The following is a 22566-nucleotide window of genomic DNA, read 5'->3' as shown; positions in this document are numbered from 1 at the left end:
TTCACCCGGGCGCGCGCCGCCGTTCATCCCGCCGCCGTAGCGTCCGGGGCGTGAGAGTCGCGGTCGTCACCGAGAGCTTCCTGCCGTCCTTGAACGGCGTGACCACGAGCGTCCTGCGGGTGCTCGACGAGTTCGCGGAGCGCGGGATCGAGGCGCTCGTCGTCTGCCCGGCCGCGGGGGCGCCGGGCCACTACGCGGGCCACCGCGTCGTGGAGCACCCGGCGATCGCCTACCGCGACTTCCCGGTCGGGATCCCCACGCTCGCCCTCACCCGGGAGCTGGCCGACTTCGAGCCCGACGTTGTGCACGTCGCCTCGCCCTTCCTCCTCGGCGCCCGCGCCATCGCCTCCGCCGGTCGGCTCGGGGTGCCGAGTGTCGCGATCTACCAGACGGACGTCGCGCGATTCGCGGCCCGCTACGGCATCCGCGGCGCCCGCGCCCTCGCCTGGCGGGTGATCCGCCAGATCCACGCCGGGGCGGACCTGACCCTCGCCCCCTCCACGAGCGCCCTCGACGACCTCGCCGCCGCCGGCATCGAGCGCACCGCGCTGTGGGGCCGCGGCGTGCAGAGCGAGCGCTTCCACCCGCGCCGCCGCTCCTCCCCCTACGCGCAGGCCGTCCGTGCCGGACTCGGCGCCGACGACGCGCTCGTCGGCTACATCGGGCGCCTCTCCCCCGAGAAGAGGGTGGAGCGGATGGCGGCGCTCGCCTCCCTCCCGCACGCGGAGCTGGTCGTGGGCGGCTACGGCCCCTCCTCCGCCCGGGTCGCCGCCGCCCTCGGCCCGGCGGCGCGGATGCTCGGCCGGCTCGACGGCGACCGGCTGCCGGCGGTCTTCGCCGCGCTCGACGTGTTCGTGCACACCGGCACGGAGGAGACGTTCGGCCAGACGGTCCAGGAGGCGCAGGCGTCCGGCACCGCGGTGGTCGCGCCGCACGCGGGCGGCCCCACCGACCTCATCGAGCACGGCGTGGACGGCCTGCTCTACGCGCCCGAGAGCGACTCCGACCTCCGCCGGCAGGTGGAGCGCCTGGTCCGAGATCCCGCACTGCGCGCCCGGCTCGGCGAGGCGGGCCGCCGCCGCGTGCTCCACCGCACCTGGAGCGCGCTCACCGACGAGCTCCTCGCGCACTACGCGACCGCGGGGGCGCCCGCCCTCGCCCTGCCCCGCAGCTAAGGCTCGCCTAAGCCGCGCCCGCCTGCGAGCGCGCTTAGAATCGGAGGGCGAGTTTCTCGTCGCTCCCCGCCCCGTCCCCGTCCACGCGACGTGGGAACAGGTCAGGCCGTCGGAGCACAACCAGGGAGGGTTGTTCGTGTCAGTTCAAGCTGCTCAAACCCTCGCACCCCGGAAGCAGGGGAAGATCCGGCGTCCGGCCGGCACCCTGTACCGCGGTCGCGAAGGCATGTGGTCATGGGTGCTCCACCGGATCACCGGTGTCGCCATCTTCTTCTTCCTCCTCGTCCACGTCCTCGACTCCGCTCTCATCGCCGTGAGCCCCGAGGCGTACAACGCGGTCATCGGCACGTACAAGAACCCGATCATGGGACTCGGCGAGACCGGGCTCGTGGGCGCCATCGCGTTCCACGCGCTGAACGGCCTGCGGATCATCCTGGTCGACTTCTGGAGCTGGGCGACCCGCAACCAGCGCGTCCTCTTCTGGGTCGTCATGGGCCTCTGGGTCGTGCTGATGCTCGGCTTCGCGCCGCGCCACCTGATCAACGTCTTCAGCGAGGGGGGTGCGCATTGAGCACCGTCGCCGCACCGCGGACCCCGCACACCCCGACCCGCTCCTCCGGCACCAACTGGGAGAAGTGGGGCTGGATCTACATGCGCGCCTCCGGCGTCGTGCTGATCGTCCTGATCTTCGGGCACCTCATCTACAACCTGCTGCTGGGCGACGGCATCAAGGCCATCGACTTCGGCTTCGTCGGCGGCAAGCTGGCGAATCCGTTCTGGCAGTGGTGGGACGTCCTCATGCTGTGGCTCGCGCTGATCCACGGCGGCAACGGCATGCGCACGCTGGTCAACGACTACGCGACCTCGCCCCTGCTGGCCAAGGCCTTCAAGGGCGGCATCCTCGTCGCCGTCGTCGCGCTGATCGCGCTCGGCACCTGGGTCGTCTTCGCGTTCGACCCGTGCCCCGCCGGCACCGCCGCGGACCTGCTGCCCTCCTTCTGCGCAGCGTGACCACGGTGCCGCGGATCGGAGAGGGGCCCGCGCCCCTCCCGGTCCGCGGCACCGCGTCCCGGCACCTCCCCCTCCCATCCCCGTACGACGGAGCACCCACCCCGTGAGCACACCAGGCCACTCCCACACCGGCGCCGACCAGAGCGCCTTCGCGCAGACCGTCGGACCCGACGGCGTCCACTACCACCAGTTCGACGTCGTCATCGTCGGCGCCGGCGGTGCCGGGATGCGCGCGGCCATCGAAGCCGGCCCCAAGGCGAGGACGGCCGTGATCTCGAAGCTGTACCCGACCCGCTCCCACACCGGAGCGGCGCAGGGCGGCATGGCCGCCGCCCTCGCGAACGTCGAGGAGGACAGCTGGGAGTGGCACACCTTCGACACCGTCAAGGGCGGCGACTACCTCGTCGACCAGGACGCAGCCGAGATCCTCGCGAAGGAGGCCATCGACGCGGTCATCGACCTCGAGAACATGGGCCTGCCCTTCAACCGCACCGAGGAGGGCAAGATCGACCAGCGCCGCTTCGGCGGCCACACCCGCGACCACGGCAAGGCGCCCGTCCGCCGGGCCTGCTACGCGGCCGACCGCACCGGCCACATGATCCTGCAGACGCTGTTCCAGAACTGCGTCCGGCTCGGCATCAACTTCTACAACGAGTTCTACGTCCTCGACCTGGTGATGACCGAGGTCGACGGAGTGGCCAAGCCCTCCGGCGTCGTCGCCTACGAGCTGGCCACGGGCGAGCTGCACGTCTTCCAGGCGAAGGCGATCATCTTCGCGACCGGCGGCTTCGGCAAGATCTACAAGACCACCTCCAACGCGCACACCCTCACCGGCGACGGCGTCGGCATCATCTGGCGCAAGGGCCTCCCCCTGGAGGACATGGAGTTCTTCCAGTTCCACCCGACCGGCCTCGCCGGCCTCGGCATCCTCCTCACCGAGGGAGCGCGAGGAGAGGGTGCGATCCTCCGCAACGCCTCGGGCGAGCGCTTCATGGAGCGCTACGCCCCCACCATCAAGGACCTCGCGCCGCGCGACATCGTAGCCCGCTGCATGGTCCAGGAGGTGGCGGAGGGACGCGGCGCCGGACCGCACAAGGACTACGTGCTGCTGGACTGCACCCACCTGGGCGCCGAGGTCCTCGAGACCAAGCTCCCCGACATCACCGAGTTCGCCCGCACCTACCTGGGCGTCGACCCCGTCGTCGAGCCGGTCCCCGTCATGCCGACCGCGCACTATGCGATGGGCGGCATCCCGACCAACGTCAAGGCCGAGGTGCTCTCGGACAACACGACCGTCGTCCCGGGCCTCTACGCGGCCGGCGAGTGCGCGTGCGTCTCGGTGCACGGCTCCAACCGCCTCGGCACCAACTCCCTCCTCGACATCAACGTCTTCGGCAAGCGCAGCGGCAACAACGCCGCCGACTACGCCAAGACGGTCGACTTCACCCCCCTGCCCGCCGACCCGGCCGGCGCGATCCGCGACATGCTCGCCTCGCTCCGCTCCGCGACCGGCACCGAGCGGATCGCCTCGATCCGCAAGGAGCTGCAGGACGAGATGGACAAGAACGCCCAGGTGTTCCGCACCGACGAGTCCCTCGAGGCCGTTACCGGGACCATCCAGCGCCTGCGCGACCGGTTCCGCAACATCTCGGTGCAGGACAAGGGCAAGCGCTTCAACACCGACCTCCTCGAGGCCGTCGAGCTGGGCTTCCTGCTCGACCTCGCCGAGGTCGTCGTCTACTCGGCGCGCAACCGCAAGGAGAGCCGCGGCGGCCACATGCGCGACGACTTCCCGAAGCGCGACGACGAGAACTACATGCAGCACACGATGGCGTACCTCTCCGGTGACGCCCACTCCTCCGACGCCGGTGACCACATCCGGCTCGACTGGAAGCCCGTCGTGATCACCCGGTACCAGCCGATGGAGAGGAAGTACTAGCCATGTCGACCGCTACCCTCGAGCAGCCGCCCGCCGCGCCCGCGGCCCCGGAGGCGTTCACCGTCACGTTCATCATCCGCCGCTTCGACCCCGAGGTGGACGCCGAGCCGCGCTGGCAGGACTTCGACGTCGAGATGTACTCGACCGACCGCGTCCTCGACGCCCTGCACCGCATCAAGTGGGACCAGGACGGATCGCTGACCTTCCGCCGCTCGTGCGCGCACGGCATCTGCGGATCCGACGCGATGCGGATCAACGGCCGCAACCGCCTGGCCTGCAAGACGCTGATCAAGGATCTCGACATCTCGCAGCCGATCTACATCGAGGCGATCAAGGGCCTGCCCCTCGAGAAGGACCTCGTCGTCGACATGGAGCCGTTCTTCGCCTCCTACCGCGAGGTGCAGCCGTTCCTGGTCGCCAACACCCCGGCACCCAAGGGCAAGGAGCGCGTGCAGTCGGTCGCCGACCGTGCCCGCTTCGACGACACCACGAAGTGCATCCTCTGCGCCGCGTGCACGTCGTCCTGCCCCGTGTTCTGGACCGACGGGCAGTACTTCGGCCCTGCGGCGATCGTGAACGCCCACCGCTTCATCTTCGACTCGCGCGACGACGCCGGTGGAGCGCGCCTGGACATCCTCAACGACAAGGAGGGCGTGTGGCGCTGCCGCACGACCTTCAACTGCACGGAGGCGTGCCCGCGCGGCATCCAGATCACGCAGGCGATCGCCGAGGTGAAGCAGGCCGTCATCCGCGGCCGCGCCTGATCCTCCCCCTCGCGAACGCGTCCGGCCCGCCGGGATCCTCGGATCCCGCGGGCCGGACGCGTTCCTGCGTGCAGGCGGGCGCGTGCACGGGAGCGCCGCGAGGCCTCAGTACGCTGGAGGAATGACCGAGGCGGCCGACTCTCCCCGCGGGATCCCGGGCCTGTTCGAGCGGGTCATGCGGACGCGGCCGGTGCGGGTGATGCTGCACTACTCCGAGACCGGCGGGCCCCTCTTCGCCTCCGGACTCGCCTTCCAGGCCCTGTTCGCGGTCTTCGCGGCGCTCTTCGTCTTCTTCGCCGTCTTCGGCTTCTGGGTGCGCGACGACTCGGTGCTGCGCGACTCCCTCCTCGACCTGGTGACCCGCTCCGTCCCCGGCCTGATCGGCGGGAAGAACGCCCTCGTGTCGGTGGACGACCTGCTCGACTCGTCGATCCTCGGCTGGACGGGTGCGATCGCGGCCGCCGGCCTGCTCTGGACGGCGCTCAACTTCCTGGGGAGCCTGCGCCAGGCGGTCCGGCTGCTCTTCTCGCTCCCCGGACCCACGACCCTCTTCGTCCTGCTCAAGCTCAAGGACGCGGGGCTCGCCCTGGTCTTCGGGGCGGTGCTGCTGGTCTCGGCCGGTCTCTCCGTGTTCTCGACCTCGCTGGTGGACGTGGCGTTCGGCTTCCTCGGGATCGGCAGCGAGTCGATGCCGGCCCGTCTCGCCGGCAGCGCGGTCGGCCTGCTGATCATGCTCGCCCTGGACACGGGCACCCTGGCCGGCTCCTTCCGCATCCTCTCGGGCATCTCGATCCCCTGGAAGAACCTCTGGGCCGGCTCGCTGCTCGGCGGGATCGCTCTCGGCGCGCTCAAGGTCCTCGGGACGCAGCTGCTGGGCGGCGCCTCCCGCAATCCGCTGCTCGCCTCGTTCGCGGTCCTCATCGGTCTGCTGATCTGGTTCAACCTCGTCTGCCAGGTGATCCTGATCGCCGCGTCGTGGATCTCCGTCGGGATGAGCGACGCCGGGATCTCGGCGCGCAAGCTCACGCCGGAGGAGCGCGAGAAGGAGCGGGAGGAGCAGCTGCGCACCGCCCGCCGCACCCTCGCCGAAGCCGAGCGCGAGCGGCTTCGCGCCGCGCTGCCGGAGGCGTCCCTCCTCAAACGACGGCGCCTGGAGCGCCAGCTCGCGCAGCTCGAGGAGGAGCTCGAGCAGCTCGCCGCCTGACCGGCGGACTACTTCCCGTCCCTCCCGGCGTCGCCGCGCCCGATTCCGCCTGCCGATTCTGTCCGTTTCTGTTGACTTCCCTCCTGAACGGGTCTAAAAAGAGGTAAACGCAGATCCGAGGTCGGCAACGACACCGCGGATCCGGCGCACCACCCTCGGCGAGACGACGGAGTCCACATGTACGCACCGGAGCGGCACCAGGCGATCCTGGACCGCGCCCGCACCGACGGGCGCGTCGAGGTCCGCGACCTCGCCCTCTCCCTCGCCGTGACGCCGGAGACGATCCGCCGCGATCTCACCAGCCTCGAGAAGCGGGGCCTGCTGCGCCGTGCCCACGGCGGCGCCATCCCGGTCGAGCGCCTGGGCATCGAGCCCGAGGTCGCCGCCCGCGAGGGACACCTCGCCGGCGAGAAGGACCGCATCGCCACCGCGGCCCTCGCCGAGGTGCCCGACGGCGGCTCGATCGCCATCGACGCCGGCACCACCACGGTGCGGCTGGCGGAGCTGCTCCCCCTGGACCGCCGGCTGACGGTCGTCACCCACTCCCTCCCCGTCGCGATGGCGCTCGTCGGCCGGCCCAACATCGACCTCCACCTCATCGGCGGGCACCTGCGCGGAGTCACGCAGGCCGCCGTCGGGCCGTGGGCCGCCCAGGCCCTCTCCACGGTCTCGGTGGACGTCGCCTTCATCGGCACGAACGGCCTCAGCCTCGAGCGCGGGCTCACCACCCCCGATCTCGATGAGGCCGTCGTCAAGTCCGCGATCATCGCCTCCGCGCGCCGGGTCGTGGTCCTCGCCGACCACTCGAAGTTCGGCCGGCAGGACTTCGGGCACGTCGCTCCGCTGTCCGCGGTCGACACCGTCATCACCGACGCCGATGTCGACGACGAGCTCGCCGACGACATCGAGTCGGCCGGCCCGGAGGTCGTCCGCGCATGATCGTCACCGTCACCGCCAACCCGAGCATCGACGTCACCCTCTCCACGAGCGGCTTCGCCGTCGGCGAGGTCAACCGCGCGCACGACGTGCGGCGCGACCCGGCCGGCAAGGGCGTCAACGTCGCCCGTGCCCTCGCGCGCAACGGCGTCGAGGCGACCGCGGTCTACCCGGCCGACGCCTCCACCGGCGTCGACCTGTCCACGATGCTCCGGGCCGCCGGAGTCCGCTCGGCCAGTGCGGCGATCGCCCACCCGATCCGCACCAACATCACCGTGGTCGACGACCGGACGGGCCGCACCACCAAGATCAACGAGCCCGGCCCCGCCGTCACGGAGGAGGAGGCCCACGCCCTCTCCGAGCTGATCGGCGAGCACGTCTCGGCCTCGCCCCGCTGGCTCGTCGCCTGCGGCAGCGTCCCCCCGGGACTGGGAGCGGACTTCTACCCCGCCCTCGGCCGCCTCGCCCTGCACTTCGGCGTCCCCCTCGCCGTCGACACCTCGGGAGCCCCCCTGACCGCGATCACCGCGGCCGGCACCGCCACCCTGGTGAAGCCCAACCTCGAGGAGCTCGAGGAGCTCCTCGGCCGCTCCCTGACGACGGTCGGAGACGTCGTCGCCGGAGCCCGTGAACTCCTGCAGCTGCCCGACGCGCGAGCGCTCGTCAGTCTCGGAGAGCACGGCGCCCTCCTTGTCACGGCGCACGCGTCGTGGTGGGCGGGCGCCCCCGCCGTCGTGCCCCTCAGCACCGTCGGCGCCGGCGACAGCACGCTCGCCGGCTACCTCTCGGCCGTCGACGCCACGGAGGCGGAGCGCCTCGCGACAGCAGTCGCTTGGGGTACCGCCGCCGTCCAGCTCCCGGGCAGCGAAGCCCCGGGTCCCGACTCCCTCCGCCTCGACGACGTCTCCGTCGTCGAGAACCCCGACCCCACCCTCCCGATTGGAGAACTGAGCGCATGACTGCTCTCACCGAGGCGTCGACGGTCATCGTCGACCTCACCGCCGCCACGAAGGACGAGGCCACCGCGCAGCTCGCGAAGACGCTCGCCGACGCCGGCCGCGTCACCGACCTCGACGGCTTCCTCGCCGACGTCCGCGACCGCGAGTCGCAGATGGCGACCGGCATGCCCGGCGGCATCGGGATCCCCCACGCCCGCTCCTCCCACGTCGTCTCGCCCAGCGTGGCGGTCGGCATCGCGCAGCAGGGCGTCGACTTCGGGGCCCCCGACGGCCCGGCCGACCTGATCTTCCTGATCGCGGCTCCGGACGGCGCCGACCAGGCGCACCTCAAGATCCTCGCCCAGCTCGCCCGCAAGCTGATCCACGAGTCCTTCACCGGTTCCCTCCGCGCCGCCGCCAGCGGCCAGGAGGTCGCGGACATCATCGCCCGAGAGGTCGTCGTCTCATGAGGATCGTCGCCGTCACCAGCTGCATCGCCGGCATCGCGCACACCTACATGGCGGCCGAGGCCCTCGAGCAGGCCGCGAAGAAGAGGGGGTACGAGATCCAGGTCGAGACCCAGGGCGCCGCGGGCTCCGATCCCATGTCGGACCGGACCATCGCCGACGCCGACGTCGTGATCCTCGCCGCCGACCTCGAGGTCCGCGGCAAGGAGCGCTTCGCCGGGAAGCCCACCCTCGAGGTGGGCACGTCGGAGGCGCTCGCGAAGGCGGCGGACGTCATCGACCGCGCCGTCGCGAAGGTGCAGGACGCGCCCGCCGCGAGCCCAGCCTCCGGCCCGCGCTTCGTCGCCGTGACCAGCTGCATCGCGGGCATCGCCCACACGTACATGGCGGCGGAGGCGCTCGAGCAGGCCGCGAAGAAGCGCGGCTACCCGATCCACGTCGAGACCCAGGGCGCGGCCGGCTCGGACGAGATGACCGCGGCCGACATCGCCGCCGCGGACGTCGTCATCCTCGCCGCCGACCTCGAGGTCCGCGGCAAGGACCGCTTCGCCGGCAAGCCGATCCTCCAGGTGGGCGTCGCCGAGGCACTGTCCAAGCCGGACGAGGTCCTCGACCGCGCTCTGGCCCTCCGCGGCTCCGGCTCCGCCGCGTCCGCCCCCGCCCGCTCGACTCCGGCCGCGGCCCCCGCCGCGCCGAAGAAGGTCGGCGTCGGCACGCGCATCCGCCAGAACCTGATGACCGGCGTCTCCTACATGATCCCGTTCGTCGCGGCGGGCGGTCTGCTGATCGCGCTGTCGTTCCTGTTCGGCGGCTACCGGATCGTCGACTTCACGGCCCAGCAGATCATCGACGACGGCTTCAACGTCGCGAACATCACCGACTGGGCCGGAGTGATGTTCCTGATCGGAAGCGCGACCTTCGCGTTCCTGGTGCCGGTGCTCTCGGGCTTCATCGCCTTCGGCATCGCCGACCGTCCCGGCATCGCGCCGGGCTTCCTCGGCGGCGCGGTCGCGGTCACCGTCGGCGCGGGCTTCCTGGGCGGCCTCGCCTCCGGCTTCATCGCCGGCTACGCGGCCCTCTACATCTCGCGGATCAAGCTCCCCGCGGCGTTCAAGTCGCTGATGCCCGTCGTGATCATCCCCCTGATCGCCACCTTCATCACCGGCTTCCTGATGTTCGTGGTGCTCGGAGCGCCGCTCCGCGCACTGAGCGAGGGCCTGTCGTCCTGGCTCTCGGGCCTCTCGGGCGGCAACCTGATCATCCTGGGGATCATCCTCGGCCTCATGATGGCGTTCGACATGGGCGGTCCGGTCAACAAGGTGGCCTACGCCTTCGCGACCACCGGCCTCGCCTCCGTCCCCGCCGACGGCGACCCGAACTCCGTGCAGTTCAAGGTGATGGCGATCGTCATGGCCGCCGGCATGACCCCGCCGCTGGGTCTGGCCCTGGCCACGACGCTCCGCAAGCGCCTGTTCACCGACGCCGAGCGCCAGAACGGCAAGGCCGCCTACCTGCTGGGCGCGTCCTTCATCTCGGAGGGGGCCATCCCGTTCGCCGCGGTCGACCCGCTGCGCGTGATCCCGTCCGCCATGGTCGGCTCGGCCGTCACGGGTGCGCTCGTCGCGCTCTTCGGCTCCACCCTCCGCGCCCCGCACGGCGGCGTCTGGGTCACCGGGCTCGTCGGGCAGCCGATCCTCTACCTGGTCGCCATCCTGGTGGGCATGGTCGTCACGGCCGTCTGCGTGATCATCGCGAAGAGCATCAAGCGCGCCCCGGTGGTCGCCGAGGTGCCCGAGCCCGCCACCGCGCAGGCCGTCCCCGCCTGATCCCCTCCGACCGACCGTCCTGAGCGGTCCCGCCGGCGGTCGCCTCCGCGCTCCTCCCCCTCTCCGAGGGAGTGGCGCGAGGCGGCCGCCGGCTTCCGCGTTCCGGGGTGCGAGCGCGGCCGGGCGGCCCGCTCCGCGGCTCCGAATAGACTGCTCCGGTGACTCGCAGCACCCTCCGCATCGCCTCCGTCAACGTGAACGGCGTCCGCGCCGCCTACCGCAAGGGGATGGGCGACTGGCTCGCCGCTCGCGACGTCGACGTCCTGGCCCTGCAGGAGGTCCGCGCCTCCACGGACGACCTCACGGGGCTCCTCGGGGACGAGTGGGACGTGCTGCACGACGAGGCGACCGCCAAGGGGCGCGCCGGAGTCGCTCTCGCCTCGCGCAGGCGCGCCACGATCCACCGCGTGACCTTCGGCGCCGACGACTTCGACTCGGCCGGACGCTGGCTCGAGGCCGACTACGAGGTCGGCGGCCGCTCGCTCACCGTCGTCTCCACCTACGTCCACTCCGGCGAGGTCGGCACCCCCAAGCAGGTCGAGAAGTACCGCTTCCTCGACGCGATGGAAGCGCGCCTGCCCGAGATCCGGGCGCACAGCGAGCTCGCCGTGGTGATGGGCGACCTCAACGTCGGCCACCGCACGCTCGACATCAAGAACTGGAAGGGCAACGTCAAGAAGGCCGGCTTCCTCCCGGAGGAGCGCGCCTACGTCGACCGCTTCGTCGGCGCCGAGGGCGACCCGGACTACAACGCCGGTGCCGGACTGGGCTGGGTCGACCTCGGCCGCCGGTTCGCGGGCGAGGTGCCCGGACCGTACACGTGGTGGTCGCAGCGCGGCCAGGCCTTCGACACCGACACCGGCTGGCGCCTCGACTACCAGCTCGCCACGCCCGCGCTCGCCGACCTCGCCCGCAGCTACGAGGTCGACCGCGCCGCCTCCTACGACACCCGCTGGTCCGACCACTCCCCCGTGGTCGTCGACTACGAGCTCTGACCCTCTCCCCCGCGAACCGACCCCTCGAGGCCACCCATGACTCCCAGCACCCCGGGCGCCAAGCCCGTCATCTTCTCCGGCATGCAGCCCTCCTCCGGGTCGCTGCACCTCGGCAACTACATCGGCGCGCTGACCCAGTGGGTCGCGATGCAGGAGGACTTCGACGCCTACTTCTGCGTCGTCGACCTGCACGCGATCACGGTCCCGCAGGACCCGCAGCAGCTCCGCGAGCGCACCCGCGCGACCGCCGCGCAGTACATCGCCGCGGGCATCGACCCCACGCGCTCGACCCTCTTCATCCAGTCCCACGTACCCGCTCACGCCGAGCTCGCCTGGGTCCTCAACACCCTGACCGGCTTCGGCGAGGCCAGCCGGATGACGCAGTTCAAGGACAAGTCGGCGAAGCAGGGCGCTGAGGCCGCCTCGGTGGGCCTGTTCACCTACCCGATCCTGATGGCGGCCGACATCCTGCTGTACCAGACGGACGCGGTGCCGGTCGGCGAGGACCAGCGCCAGCACCTGGAGCTCACCCGCGATCTCGCCGCGCGCTTCAACTCGCGCTTCGGCGAGACCTTCGCCGTGCCGGAGCCCCACATCGTGCGCGAGACCGCGAAGATCTTCGACCTGCAGAACCCGGGCGCCAAGATGTCGAAGTCGGCGGAGTCGGATGCGGGCCTGCTCAGCGTGCTCGACGAGCCGAAGGCGACCGCGAAGAAGATCATGCGCGCCGTGACGGACACCGAGTCGGAGGTGCGCTTCGACCGGGCGGCGAAGCCCGGCGTCTCGAACCTGCTGACGATCTACTCGGTCCTCGCCGACCGCTCCGTCGAGTCGCTGGAGCAGGAGTACGCGGGCCGCGGCTACGGGGACCTCAAGAAGGGCCTCGTCGAGGTGGTCGCCGCCACCTTCGACCCGATCCGAGCGCGGACCGCGGAGCTGCTCGCCGACCCGGCCGAGCTCGACCGGGTCCTCTCCCTCGCCGCCGACCGCGCGTCCGAGACCGCGGAGCGCACGCTCGCCGCCGTCTACGACTCCGTCGGCCTCCTCCGCCGCGTCCGCTGAGGCGGCCGTGCTGCGGCTCGCGCTCTTCGACCTCGACGACACCCTCTTCGCCCATGCCCGCGCTGTGCGGGAGGGGATCGTCGCGTACGCCGCCTCGCTCGGCGCCGCCTACGCCGGCGAGCCGGCCGACGTGCAGCGCCGCTGGCACCTGCTCGAGGAGGAGCACTACCACCGCTACCTCGCGGGCGAGCTCGACTACGAGGGCCAGCGCCGGGCGCGCGCCACGGACTTCGCCGCGGAGGCCGGAGTCGGGCTGACTCCCGAGGAGGCGAGCTCCTGGTTCCGCGGGTACCTCGAGCACTACGTCGCCGCCTGGACCCTCCACGACGACGCGCTGCCCGTCCTCGACCGGCTCGACGCCGCCGGAGTCCGCCTCGGCGTCATCACCAACGGCGTGCTCGACTTCCAGCGGGGGAAGATCGAGGGCACGGGCCTCTCCGGTCGCTTCGAGCACGTGATCGCCTCCGGCGACGTCGGCGTCGCCAAGCCGGACGCGCGGATCTTCGCGATCGCCTGCGAGCGGTTCGGGGTCTCTCCGGAGGAGGCCCTCTACGTCGGCGACCGGCTCGGCACCGACGCCGTCGGAGCGGCCGCTGCGGGCCTTCGCGGCGTCTGGCTCGACCGCGTCGGCGGTCCCGAGCACGGCCGCGAGCTGCCGCCCGAGGCGGTCGAGCTGGGCGTGCGCCGGATCGGCTCCCTGGACGAGCTGGACGCGCAGCTCGGGCTGTCGGCGGACTGAGGCCCCGCCCGGTCCGGGTCTCGATAAGCCGCCTGCAGCGACTACGCGACCAGCATGCAGGTCCGAATTGCCGGGTCTCGATGAGCCGGCTGCGGCGAAGACTCGACCAGCATGGGTGTCCCCGAACCACCCCGTTGCGATACTCGTTGCGCCGTCGTCGGAACGACGAAGCGCCCCACCCGACCCGAGGGTCGGACAGGGCGCTTCACGTGAACGGACTCACGCCATCCGCTCGTTGCGCAAGGCGAACGGGGAGGACGCGTGTCAGCGTCGTCCCCTAGCCGGACGCGACCCGCTCCCCGAGACGCGACCACCTCGATGAGCCGACCGCGCCGCGGCAGGCAGGGACTGCCGCGGAGAAAACTACTGCACGTCCTCGTCGATCCAGTCGAAGGTCTTGGTGACGGCCTTCTTCCAGAGGCGGTACTGGCGGGCGGCCTCGTCCTGGTCCATCTGCGGGGTCCAGCGCGAGTCCTCCTGCCAGTTCTGGCGCAGGTCGTCGAGGTTCTCCCAGAAGCCGACCGCGAGACCGGCCGCGTAGGCCGCTCCGAGCGCGGTGGTCTCCGCGACGACCGGTCGGACGACCGGGACGCCGAGGATGTCGGCCTGGAACTGCATGAGCAGGTTGTTGGCGATCATTCCGCCGTCGACCTTGAGCTCCTGCAGGGGGACGCCGGAGTCGGCGTTGACCGCGTCCAGGACCTCGCGGGTCTGGAAGGCGGTCGCCTCGAGCGCGGCGCGGGCGATGTGGCCCTTGTTGACGTAGCGGGTGAGGCCGACGAGGGCTCCGCGTGCGTCGGAGCGCCAGTAGGGGGCGAACAGACCCGAGAAGGCGGGCACGAAGTACGCGCCTCCGTTGTCCTCGACCGTGGCGGCCAGCGCCTCGACCTCGGGGGCCGAGCCGATGAGGCCCAGGTTGTCGCGCAGCCACTGGATCAGCGAGCCGGAGACCGCGATCGAGCCCTCGAGCGCGTAGTGCACCTCGCCGTCGCCGAGCTTGTAGCCGATGGTGGTGAGCAGACCGTTCTTCGAGTGGACGATCTCGGTGCCCGTGTTGAAGATCAGGAAGTTGCCGGTGCCGTAAGTGTTCTTCGCCTCGCCCGGGTCGAACGCCGCCTGGCCGAAGGTCGCGGCCTGCTGGTCGCCGAGGATGCCGGCGATCGGGACCTCGCGCAGCAGCGACGAGGACTCGACGTGGCCGTAGACCTCGGAGGAGGAGCAGACCTCGGGGAGCATCGACTTCGGGACCCCGAAGGCCTCGAGGATGTCGTCGCGCCACTCGAGGGTCTCGAGGTCGAGGAACAGGGTGCGGGAGGCGTTGGTGACGTCGGTCTTGTGGACGCCGCCGTCGATGCCGCCGGTCAGGTTCCAGAGGACCCAGGTGTCCGTCGTGCCGAAGATCAGGTCGCCCGCCTCGGCCTTCTCGCGAGCACCCTCGACGTTCTCGAGGATCCAGACGATCTTGGTGCCGGAGAAGTAGGTCGCGAGCGGGAGGCCCACGATCGACTTGAAGCGGTCCGCGCCCTCGTCGCCGGCGAGGCGGTCGACGATCGACTGGGTGCGGGTGTCCTGCCAGACGATGGCGTTGTAGACGGGCTTGCCGGTCGTCCTGTCCCAGACGACAGCGGTCTCGCGCTGGTTGGTGATGCCGACGGAGGCGATGTCGTGGCGGGTCAGGTCGGCGCGGGAGAGAGCCTGGCCGATCACCTCGCGGACGTTGTTCCAGATCTCGATCGGGTCGTGCTCGACCCAGCCGGCGCGCGGGAAGATCTGCTCGTGCTCCTTCTGGCCGGTGGAGACGATCGATCCCTTCTTGTCGAAGATGATCGCGCGGGACGACGTGGTCCCCTGGTCGATAGCGATGACGTAGTCAGCCATGAATGATTACTCCTTCGTAACGGGGGTGAAAGGAAGCGCGGCGGTCTAGAGGACCGGGAGCAGCACGAGCGAGGCGAGGCCCGCGAGCACTCCACCGACGATCGGGCCGGCGACGGGCACCCAGGCGTAGCTCCAGTCGCTCGAGCCCTTGCCCTTGATCGGCAGGAGAGCGTGCGCGATGCGGGGGCCGAGGTCGCGGGCGGGGTTGATGGCGTAGCCGGTCGGGCCGCCGAGGGAGGCGCCGATCGCGATCACCAGGATGGCGACGGGCAGCGCGCCGAGCGCGGCCAGACCGCCGTCGCCCTGACGTCCGCCGCCGAAGCCGATGACGACGAAGACGAGGACGAAGGTGCCGATGACCTCGGTGACGAAGTTCCAGCCGTACGAGCGGATCGCCGGGCCGGTCGAGAAGACGCCGAGCTTGTTCGCCGCGTCGGGCTCCTCGTCGAAGTGCTGCTTGTAGGCGAGCCAGCAGAAGACGGCACCGAGGATCGCACCGATCATCTGGGCGAGGATGTAGACGAGGATCGAGACGATGTCGACGGGCACGCCGGATCCGAACTCGGTCGCTCCGCTCGCGACGAGGCCCAGGGTGACCGCGGGGTTGAGGTGCGCCCCCGAGTTGTACGAGACGATCACACCGGCGAAGACCGCGAAGCCCCAGCCGATGTTGACCATGAGGGTTCCGCCGTTGAGACCCTTGCTCTTCACGAGCGCGACGTTGGCGACGACACCGCAGCCGAGGAGCACGAGCATGGCCGTTCCCACGACTTCGGCGAGGAAGACCACTCCGAGATTGTCCACGTTGACCTTTTCCTTTTCGTAAGACGGACGCGCACAGGCGTCCGCGGCGGGCTTCGATGCCCGACGGTGTGAAGTTATCGGCGCCCTGTCCTAGCGACAAGGAACGGCGCGTGCACGTTTGTGCGTTGTCACGACGGAAGCCCCGGTCGAGGTGGTCCTCGGTCCGGGGCTTCCGTCGATCCGCGCCTGATCGCCGATCAGGAGGCGGGCACGGCCGTCGGGGTCTGCACCGAGGTGCCCCCGACGTCGACGCCGTTGTACTTCTTGAGGTGCGCGATGGTCGCGTCGACCTCCGACGCGCGGGCGGCGTCGTCCCAGCCCAGCACGGCGCCCGTGTGCTCGGCGAGCTCCTCGAGGAGCTCGCGGCTCAGGCCGCCCGTGAAGGCGTGGTTGGTGCGGCGCATCACCAGGTCGATGAGGTGCACCACGCTCTCGCGCTGGGCGAGGTAGCGGATCTCACCGGTGGTGAAGTCCTTGTCGAAGTCGAGCGCCTCGTCGTGTCCGTCGGCCAGGGCCTCGATGACCTCCTGCGCGCGGGTGCCGTAGCGCTCGAGCAGCTGGCCCGTGCGGGCCGAGGAGAGCCCGGAGCGGTGCTGGCTGATCCACTGCGCGCGGGACGCGTCGGTGCGCGGGAAGCCCTTGCCGCCTCCGATGGGGGTCTTCACGGTGGAGACGCGACGGGTCACGCCGATCCGCTTGAAGACCTCGTTCGAGAGGTGCTCCGACAGGGCGCGGAACGTCGTCCACTTGCCGCCGACCAGGCTGAGCACGGGCGAGCCGTTGCCGGGGAGCGTCGAGGGCTCGATGCGGTAGTCGCGGGAGACGAAGCCCGGGGCCTCGTCGTCGTGGCGGGGCAGCGGGCGGATGCCGGAGAACTTGAAGACGATCTGCGAACGGTCCACGCGGATGGCCGGGAAGACGTGGTTGACGAGCTCGAAGAAGTAGTCGATCTCCTCCTCCGTGCACACCGCCGGCTTCGTGGGGTCGGCGTCGATGTCGGTCGTGCCGACCATCACGCGGCCCTTGAGCGGGTAGATGAGGACGATGCGTCCGTCGCTGTGCTCGAAGAACATCTCGCGACCCTCGCAGGCCTCGACCAGCTCGGGGTTGTCGAGCACGATGTGCGAGCCCTTGGTGCCGCCCATGAATTTCGTCGACGTGCCGAGGGCCGTGTTGGTGAAGTCGGTCCACGGTCCGGAGACGTTGACGACGACGTCCGCCGCGAAGGTGAACTCCTCGCCGGACTCGCGGTCGCGGAGGACGACGCCCTTCTCGTCGGCGCCGACGGCCTCGACGTAGTTGGCCGCGCGGGCCTTCCTGCCGCCGATCAGCGCGTCGTGGAGCACGTCGAGCGCGAGGCGCTCGGGCTCGTGCACAGAGGCGTCGAAGTAGGTGGCGGTGTACTTGATCTTCGGGTCGAGCTTGGGGAGCTCGTTCAGCGAGCGCTTGCGCCCGTGGAACTGGTGGCGCGGGACCGTGCCGCCGTCGCGGGAGAAGAAGTCGTACATCGTGAGGCCGACCTTGATCAGCAGCGCACCGCGCTCCTGCGGCTTGCCCGACTTGTGGGTCAGGAAGCGCAGCGGAGCCGCGAGGATGCCCGAGAACGTCGAGTAGATCGGGATCGTCGTCTGCAGCGGCTTCACGTAATGGGGAGCGATCTTCAGCAGGCCGTTGCGCTCGTGCACGCCCTCGTTGACGAGTCGGAACTCGCCGTTCTCGAGGTAGCGGATGCCGCCGTGGATCATGTGGCTCGAGGCGCTCGAGGCACCGGAGACGTAGTCGCCGCGCTCGACGAGGGCGACGTCGACGCCGTTGAGCGCGAGCTCGCGGAAGGTCCCGATGCCGTTGATGCCACCGCCGATGACCAGGACCGTGGCGCGGGGGTTGTCGCGGAGAGCAGCGACGCTCTCGCGCAGAGCGGAGTTTCCGGGAGTTCCGTCGGACTGTGCCACTTCGTACTCGCCTTCGTGTCGTAGGGGTGTCGTCGAGGCCTCCGCACCAGCGTGCACCGGGGAGATGACCGATTGATTTCGCGGAGGAATACAGCCATCCTTGACCCGACAACACATCCGGTCAAGACGGGTGGAAATCCGTGCAGGGAGCGCTATGACCCCGGTGAGACCGGTCGTCGAACTCGACGAGACGACCCACGCGACCCATCCCGACAAGACGCGGGACGCGCTGCGTGCGGCCCAGCTGTACTACATGCAGGATCTGACGATGGACGCGATCGCGCACGAGCTGCACACGTCGCGCTCCTCCGTCTCGCGCCTGCTCTCGCACGCCCGCGCGACCGGCCTGGTCGACATCCAGATCCGCTCCCCCCTCGACCGGGCGAGCGCCCTCTCGGCCGAGGTGCGGTCCCACTTCGACATCACGGCGCACATCGTGCCGGTGCCGGACCACACCAGCGAGATCGACCGGCTCGAGCGGGTCGCCCTGTCCGCAGCGAGGATCCTCGGGCAGTTCATCGACTCGAACATGATCGTCGGCATCGCCTGGGGCTCCACGATGAGCGCGATCAGCCGCCACCTGATCGCCAAGGAGACGCACAACACGCAGATCGTGCAGCTGAACGGCGCCGGCAACACCGAGACCACGGGCATCAACTACTCGAGCGAGATCCTCCGCCGCTTCGGTGACGCCTACGCGGCGAAGGTCCAGCAGTTCCCGGTGCCGGCGTTCTTCGACGACCCGACCACCAAGCAGGCGGTGTGGCGCGAGCGCTCCACCCGACGGGTCCTGGAGCTGCAGCAGCGGATGGACGTGGCGCTGTTCGGGCTCGGGTCGCCGTTCGCGGCGGTCCCCTCGAAGGTCTACATCGGCGGCTACCTGGAGCCGAGCGACTTCACCTCGCTCAGCGGCTCCGGGGTCGTCGGCGACGTCGCGACGGTGTTCTACCGGTCCGACGGCAGCTGGGACGACATCCCCATGAACGAACGTGCAAGCGGTCCGGACCTCTCCACCGTGCGCCGCGCGTCGCGCCGGATCTGCGTCGTGTCGGGCGCCTCGAAGCTGCCGGGCCTGCGCGGCGCCCTGGCGGCCGGCCTCATCACCGACCTCATCCTCGACGAGGGAACGGCCCGCGCCCTCATCTCGGACTGACGACTCCCGCCCTTCCGCGGGACGCGCTCGGGTACGCGGCACGCCGACCCAGGCGCACCGGAGCGGCGTCTCGCGGGAGCGGTCAGGACTCGCGAGCGTGCGCGTCGAGGAACTCGTAGACCTCGGCGTCGTCGATGCCGGGGAAGGTCCCCGACGGCAGCGGCGCGAGCACGTGCGCGTGCAGGCGCGCGCTCGGCCAGGCGTTGCCGTCCCAGCGCGCGGCGAGCTCCGACGGGGCGCGTCGGCAGCAGGACTCGTCGGGGCAGCGGGAGAGCTCGCGGCGGTCGGTGTCGCGGCCTCGGAAGAAGCGGGCCTCGGCGAACGGGACGCCCACGGTGATCGAGAACTCCTCGGTGGCGGTCGTGCCGGTCTGCGACGCCGACCAGAAGGTGCCCGCCGGAGTGTCGACGTACTGGTAGTACTCCGTCGTCCGGTTGGTCCGGGTGAACGCGGAGCGCGCCGACCAGTAGCGGCAGACGACCTGGCCCTCGACGGCCCCGGTGACGTCGGTCGGCAGCGGCAGCCCGTCGTTCTCGTAGGCCTTCTGGATCGAGCCGTCTCCCAGCACCCGCAGGAAGTGCATCCGGATGTCGAGGTGCGAGGTGAGCAGGTTCGTGAAGCGCAGGGCGGCGGCCTCGTGGGTGACGCCGAAGCCGTCGCGGAAGTCCTCCACCGAGATGTCCCGCTCGCGCTTCGCCTCCTGGAGGAACGCGACCGCCGGCTCCAGCGGCATCAGGCACGCGGCGGCGAAGTAGTTGATCTCGAGGCGCTGGCGGAGGAAGTCGGCGTAGGTCACCGGCCGCTCGTGCCCGAGGAGGCGGTGCGCCATCGCCTGCAGCGCCAGCGCCCGCAGGCCGTGCCCCCCGGGGATCGAGGCGGGCGGGAGGTAGATCCTGCCGTTCGCGAGGTCGATCACCGAGCGGGCGGAGTGCGGCAGGTCGCCGACGTGGATGATCTCGAAGCCGAGGTGCCGGGCCATCTTCGAGACGGAGCTGTGGGTCAGTGCTCCTCCGCGGTGCCCGACGGTCCGGAGCATCTCGCCCGCCACCTCCTCGATCTCGGGCAGGTAGGAGCTGCGCTCGCGCAGCTGGAGCCGCTGGGCGGTGTTGGCCCGGCGCGCCTCCTCCGGTGTGGCACTCGCCTCGCTCCGGCGCCGTGCGAGCTCGCGGTAGACGCCGAGGAACGCCTCCAGCACGGGCGTGCTCAGCCCCTTGTTGACCTTGAACTCGGGCAGGCCGAGCGAGCGGTACAGCGACCCCTTCTGCACGCGCGCCAGCTCGATCTCCAGCGCGGCCCGCTCGCTCGGCGGCTCGTCCGAGAGCAGCGCCGCCAGCTCGACGCCGAGCGCGGCCGCGAGGCGCTGCAGGAGGGAGAGGCGCGGCTCGCGGCGGCCCGTCTCGATCAGCGAGAGCTGGCTCCCCGACACGTCGACGCGCTCGGCGAGCTGCCCGAGGGTCAGTCCGCGCCGGGTGCGGAAGTGGCGCAGGCGCTGCCCGAGCAGCACGGCGTCGGAGCCCGGGGCGGGTGTCGAGGGATCGGTCACGGCGAGCTCCAGCGGTCGGTTGTGACGGAAGCGCAAAAAGGCGGTTTCTTGACCGCCTGAGCGCCGGGAATACCTCCTGATCCTCCTCCATCCTGGCTTCAGGCGCCACTGAGCGCCCCTCCCGGCCCAGCCGGCCTCTTCCCGGCTGCGGCCGGCGACTCCCCACCCCCGTCGACGACGACCACCGAAAGCGGAGCCAGCATGAGCATCTACAGCAACACCGTCCGACTCGAGCCGAGCACCATGACCGCGCCGACGTCCGTCCCCGCGCCCGTCGTGCCGCCGGCGCCCCTCGCCCTCCGCCGCTGGGTGCGCGAGACCGCCGCGATCCTCCAGCCCGACGCGATCGAGTGGAGCGACGGCTCCCCCGCGGAGTGGTACCGCCTGACCGAGCGGCTCGTCGCCTCCGGCACGCTCCTCCCGCTCAATCCGGAGTGGCGGCCCGGCTCGTTCCTGGCCCGCACCGACCCGGACGACGTCGCCCGGGTCGAGGACCGCACCTTCATCTGCACGAGCGACGAGGCCGACGCGGGACCGACCAACAACTGGCGCGAGCCCGCCGCGATGAGGGCCGAGCTCGCTCCCCTCCTCGACGGAGCGATGCGCGGACGGACGATGTACGTCGTCCCGTTCTCGATGGGGCCCGTCGGCGGTCCGCTCTCGCAGCTGGGCGTCCAGGTCACCGACTCGGCCTACGCGGTGCTGAACCTGCGGATCATGGCGCGCGTGGGCTCCGAGCCGCTCGCCGCCTTCACCGAGGAGACCCCGTTCGTCCGCGGCGTGCACACCGTGGGGCTGCCCCTCCGCGACGCGGACGGCGTCTCCCGCGAGGACGTCGCCTGGCCGTGCAGCCCCGTGAAGTACATCACTCAGTTCCCGGAGACGCGCGAGATCGTCTCGTACGGCTCCGGCTACGGCGGCAACGCCCTGCTGGCGAAGAAGTGCTTCGCCCTGCGCATCGCCTCGGCGATGGGGCGCGAGGAGGGCTGGCTCGCCGAGCACATGCTGCTGATCCGCATCGTCTCGCCCGAGGGACGGCGCTACCACGTCGCCGCCGCCTTCCCGAGCGCGTGCGGCAAGACCAACCTCGCGATGATGCAGCCCGCGATCCCCGGCTGGCGGGTCGAGACGCTGGGCGACGACATCACCTGGATGCGCCGCGGGGAGGATGGACGCCTCTGGGCGATGAACCCCGAGACGGGCTTCTTCGGCGTCGCTCCCGGCACCGGGGAGACCTCGAACCCGAACGCCGTGCAGACGCTCTGGGGCAACACGATCTTCACCAACGTCGCGCTCCGCGAGGACGGCGACGTGTGGTGGGAGGGCCTGACCGACGAGGTCCCGGAGCGGCTGACCGACTGGCGCGGGCACCCGTGGACGCCGGCGTCCGGCACGCCTGCCGCGCACCCCAACTCCCGCTTCACCGCGCCGGCCGCGCAGTGCCCGTCGCTCTCCGCCGACTGGGACGCCCACGAGGGCGTGCCGCTGGACGCGATCGTCTTCGGGGGCCGACGGGCGAGCAACGTCCCGCTGGTCACGCAGGCCACCTCGTGGCAGCACGGCGTCTTCCTGGGTGCGACCGTCGCCTCCGAGAAGACCGCGGCCGCGGAGGGCACGGTCGGGGAGCTGCGCCGCGATCCGTTCGCGATGCTCCCCTTCTGCGGCTACAACATGGCCGACTACTTCGCGCACTGGCTCGCGATCGGCGCCGAGCTCGGCGATGCGGCGCCGGCCGTGTTCCAGGTCAACTGGTTCCGGAAGGACGCGGACGGCGAGTTCCTCTGGCCCGGCTTCGGCGAGAACGCGCGGGTGCTGCAGTGGCTCGTCCGCCGCCTGGAGGGGCTGGCGGAGGCGCGGCGGAGCCCCCTCGGCGACCTGCCGGTCGCGATCAACACGCACGGGCTCCGGCTCTCCGCGGCCCAGAAGGAGGAGCTGTTCTCCGTCCCGGTCGAGGCGTGGCTGGAGGAGTGCGCGCTCACGGAGGAGTTCTTCACGCGGTTCGGCGACCGGCTGCCGCCCGAGCTGACCGCCGAGCTCCGGGCCCTGCGGCTCCGGCTCCTCGCCGAGAAGCTGCCGCTGGCGGCCTGATCCCCCTGACCGAGCCGGCTCCGGCCGGACACCCCTGTGGCCCGCGGGCGGATCATCCCCCTTTCCTCGCACCCCCGCGGGTCCACTCTCCC

The 22566-nt window shown here is 71.1% G+C and carries 19 protein-coding genes; 15 read left to right on the top strand and 4 right to left on the bottom strand.

Annotated elements, in window-relative coordinates; all coding sequences use genetic code 11:
* Nucleotides 1-50: 50 nt before the first annotated feature.
* The 13 genes from C5C54_RS08105 to C5C54_RS08040 all read left to right on the top strand — a co-directional run bounded on the left by C5C54_RS08105 (nt 51) and on the right by C5C54_RS08040 (nt 13056).
* A complete protein-coding gene (locus tag C5C54_RS08105; RefSeq protein WP_181065415.1) occupies nt 51-1175 on the top strand; it encodes a glycosyltransferase family 1 protein in 1125 nt (374 codons plus the stop codon).
* A 184-nt stretch (nt 1176-1359) separates the two neighbouring features.
* Nucleotides 1360-1746, top strand: a complete 387-nt coding sequence (gene sdhC, locus C5C54_RS08100; protein WP_258059417.1) for a succinate dehydrogenase, cytochrome b556 subunit — start codon at nt 1360-1362, stop codon at nt 1744-1746.
* On the top strand, nt 1743-2186 hold the full coding sequence (locus C5C54_RS08095) for a succinate dehydrogenase hydrophobic membrane anchor subunit (protein WP_104223187.1): 444 nt from the start codon (nt 1743-1745) through the stop codon (nt 2184-2186). Before sdhC ends, C5C54_RS08095 begins: the two co-directional genes overlap by 4 nt.
* 202 nt (nt 2187-2388) lie before the next feature.
* Nucleotides 2389-4125 carry a succinate dehydrogenase flavoprotein subunit gene (gene sdhA / locus C5C54_RS08090; protein ID WP_244230709.1) on the top strand — a complete coding sequence of 579 codons (1737 nt, stop codon included), beginning with the start codon at nt 2389-2391 and terminating at the stop codon, nt 4123-4125.
* A gap of 2 nt (nt 4126-4127) precedes the next feature.
* Nucleotides 4128-4889, top strand: coding sequence for a succinate dehydrogenase iron-sulfur subunit (locus C5C54_RS08085; RefSeq protein ID WP_068254543.1), 762 nt, complete (start codon nt 4128-4130; stop codon nt 4887-4889).
* 121 nt (nt 4890-5010) lie between these two features.
* Entirely contained in the window at nt 5011-6093 is a 1083-nt protein-coding gene (locus C5C54_RS08080; protein ID WP_104288107.1) for a YhjD/YihY/BrkB family envelope integrity protein, read from the top strand.
* Nucleotides 6094-6270: 177 nt separating this feature from the next.
* Complete coding sequence (locus C5C54_RS08075) at nt 6271-7032, top strand: DeoR/GlpR family DNA-binding transcription regulator (RefSeq protein ID WP_104226423.1); 762 nt, start codon at nt 6271-6273, stop codon at nt 7030-7032.
* Nucleotides 7029-7988, top strand: a complete 960-nt coding sequence (locus tag C5C54_RS08070) for a 1-phosphofructokinase family hexose kinase (protein WP_104288106.1) — start codon at nt 7029-7031, stop codon at nt 7986-7988. The genes C5C54_RS08075 and C5C54_RS08070 overlap by 4 nt, the downstream gene beginning before the upstream one ends.
* On the top strand, nt 7985-8437 hold the full coding sequence (locus C5C54_RS08065) for a PTS sugar transporter subunit IIA (RefSeq protein WP_104288105.1): 453 nt from the start codon (nt 7985-7987) through the stop codon (nt 8435-8437). Before C5C54_RS08070 ends, C5C54_RS08065 begins: the two co-directional genes overlap by 4 nt.
* The gene (locus C5C54_RS08055) at nt 8434-10260 is read left to right on the top strand and encodes a PTS fructose-like transporter subunit IIB (RefSeq protein ID WP_258063267.1); all 1827 of its coding nucleotides are present in this window, start codon (nt 8434-8436) and stop codon (nt 10258-10260) included. The genes C5C54_RS08065 and C5C54_RS08055 overlap by 4 nt, the downstream gene beginning before the upstream one ends.
* A gap of 158 nt (nt 10261-10418) precedes the next feature.
* On the top strand, nt 10419-11255 hold the full coding sequence (locus C5C54_RS08050; protein ID WP_104263197.1) for an exodeoxyribonuclease III: 837 nt from the start codon (nt 10419-10421) through the stop codon (nt 11253-11255).
* Between the two features lie 36 nt (nt 11256-11291).
* Complete coding sequence (gene trpS, locus C5C54_RS08045; RefSeq protein WP_104246695.1) at nt 11292-12317, top strand: tryptophan--tRNA ligase; 1026 nt, start codon at nt 11292-11294, stop codon at nt 12315-12317.
* A 7-nt stretch (nt 12318-12324) separates the two neighbouring features.
* Nucleotides 12325-13056: an HAD family hydrolase gene (locus C5C54_RS08040; protein ID WP_104261093.1), complete on the top strand. Its 732-nt coding sequence runs from the start codon at nt 12325-12327 to the stop codon at nt 13054-13056.
* A gap of 363 nt (nt 13057-13419) precedes the next feature.
* Here the strand turns inward: C5C54_RS08040 and glpK are convergent, their stop codons facing one another.
* From glpK to C5C54_RS08025, 3 genes are all read right to left on the bottom strand, one after another.
* Nucleotides 13420-14934, bottom strand: coding sequence for a glycerol kinase GlpK (gene glpK, locus C5C54_RS08035; RefSeq protein WP_104226427.1), 1515 nt, complete (start codon nt 14932-14934; stop codon nt 13420-13422).
* Between the two features lie 45 nt (nt 14935-14979).
* Nucleotides 14980-15690 carry an MIP/aquaporin family protein gene (locus tag C5C54_RS08030; protein ID WP_244230707.1) on the bottom strand — a complete coding sequence of 237 codons (711 nt, stop codon included), beginning with the start codon at nt 15688-15690 and terminating at the stop codon, nt 14980-14982.
* Nucleotides 15691-15935: 245 nt separating this feature from the next.
* Nucleotides 15936-17690 (bottom strand): glycerol-3-phosphate dehydrogenase/oxidase, encoded by a 1755-nt coding sequence (locus C5C54_RS08025; RefSeq protein WP_258063266.1) that lies wholly within the window; start codon nt 17688-17690, stop codon nt 15936-15938.
* Between the two features lie 154 nt (nt 17691-17844).
* Here C5C54_RS08025 and C5C54_RS08020 point away from each other — a divergent pair, with 154 nt between their 5' ends.
* Nucleotides 17845-18843: a sugar-binding transcriptional regulator gene (locus tag C5C54_RS08020; protein ID WP_104223198.1), complete on the top strand. Its 999-nt coding sequence runs from the start codon at nt 17845-17847 to the stop codon at nt 18841-18843.
* 82 nt (nt 18844-18925) lie between these two features.
* Here the strand turns inward: C5C54_RS08020 and C5C54_RS08015 are convergent, their stop codons facing one another.
* Nucleotides 18926-20386 (bottom strand): helix-turn-helix domain-containing protein, encoded by a 1461-nt coding sequence (locus tag C5C54_RS08015; RefSeq protein WP_104223199.1) that lies wholly within the window; start codon nt 20384-20386, stop codon nt 18926-18928.
* A gap of 243 nt (nt 20387-20629) precedes the next feature.
* Here C5C54_RS08015 and C5C54_RS08010 point away from each other — a divergent pair, with 243 nt between their 5' ends.
* Nucleotides 20630-22474: a phosphoenolpyruvate carboxykinase (GTP) gene (locus C5C54_RS08010; protein WP_104288117.1), complete on the top strand. Its 1845-nt coding sequence runs from the start codon at nt 20630-20632 to the stop codon at nt 22472-22474.
* Nucleotides 22475-22566: the final 92 nt, after the last annotated feature.

The organism is Rathayibacter sp. AY1F2 (assembly GCF_002930885.1).
Lineage (GTDB): Bacteria > Actinomycetota > Actinomycetes > Actinomycetales > Microbacteriaceae > Rathayibacter.
Note: the sequence above shows the minus strand (reverse complement) of the source record. Positions and strands in the feature narration are given on the sequence as shown.

What these genes read in the sequence shown, in the direction of transcription:
- glpK (WP_104226427.1), bottom strand. Translation starts at nt 14,934, where the DNA reads ATGGCTGACTACGTCATCGCTATCGACCAGGGGACCACGTCGTCCCGC.
- C5C54_RS08065 (WP_104288105.1), top strand. Translation starts at nt 7,985, where the DNA reads ATGACTGCTCTCACCGAGGCGTCGACGGTCATCGTCGACCTCACCGCC.
- C5C54_RS08010 (WP_104288117.1), top strand. Translation starts at nt 20,630, where the DNA reads ATGACCGCGCCGACGTCCGTCCCCGCGCCCGTCGTGCCGCCGGCGCCC.
- C5C54_RS08055 (WP_258063267.1), top strand. Translation starts at nt 8,434, where the DNA reads ATGAGGATCGTCGCCGTCACCAGCTGCATCGCCGGCATCGCGCACACC.
- C5C54_RS08020 (WP_104223198.1), top strand. Translation starts at nt 17,845, where the DNA reads ATGACCCCGGTGAGACCGGTCGTCGAACTCGACGAGACGACCCACGCG.
- C5C54_RS08085 (WP_068254543.1), top strand. Translation starts at nt 4,128, where the DNA reads ATGTCGACCGCTACCCTCGAGCAGCCGCCCGCCGCGCCCGCGGCCCCG.
- C5C54_RS08080 (WP_104288107.1), top strand. Translation starts at nt 5,011, where the DNA reads ATGACCGAGGCGGCCGACTCTCCCCGCGGGATCCCGGGCCTGTTCGAG.
- trpS (WP_104246695.1), top strand. Translation starts at nt 11,292, where the DNA reads ATGACTCCCAGCACCCCGGGCGCCAAGCCCGTCATCTTCTCCGGCATG.
- C5C54_RS08070 (WP_104288106.1), top strand. Translation starts at nt 7,029, where the DNA reads ATGATCGTCACCGTCACCGCCAACCCGAGCATCGACGTCACCCTCTCC.
- C5C54_RS08075 (WP_104226423.1), top strand. Translation starts at nt 6,271, where the DNA reads ATGTACGCACCGGAGCGGCACCAGGCGATCCTGGACCGCGCCCGCACC.
- C5C54_RS08030 (WP_244230707.1), bottom strand. Translation starts at nt 15,690, where the DNA reads ATGCTCGTGCTCCTCGGCTGCGGTGTCGTCGCCAACGTCGCGCTCGTG.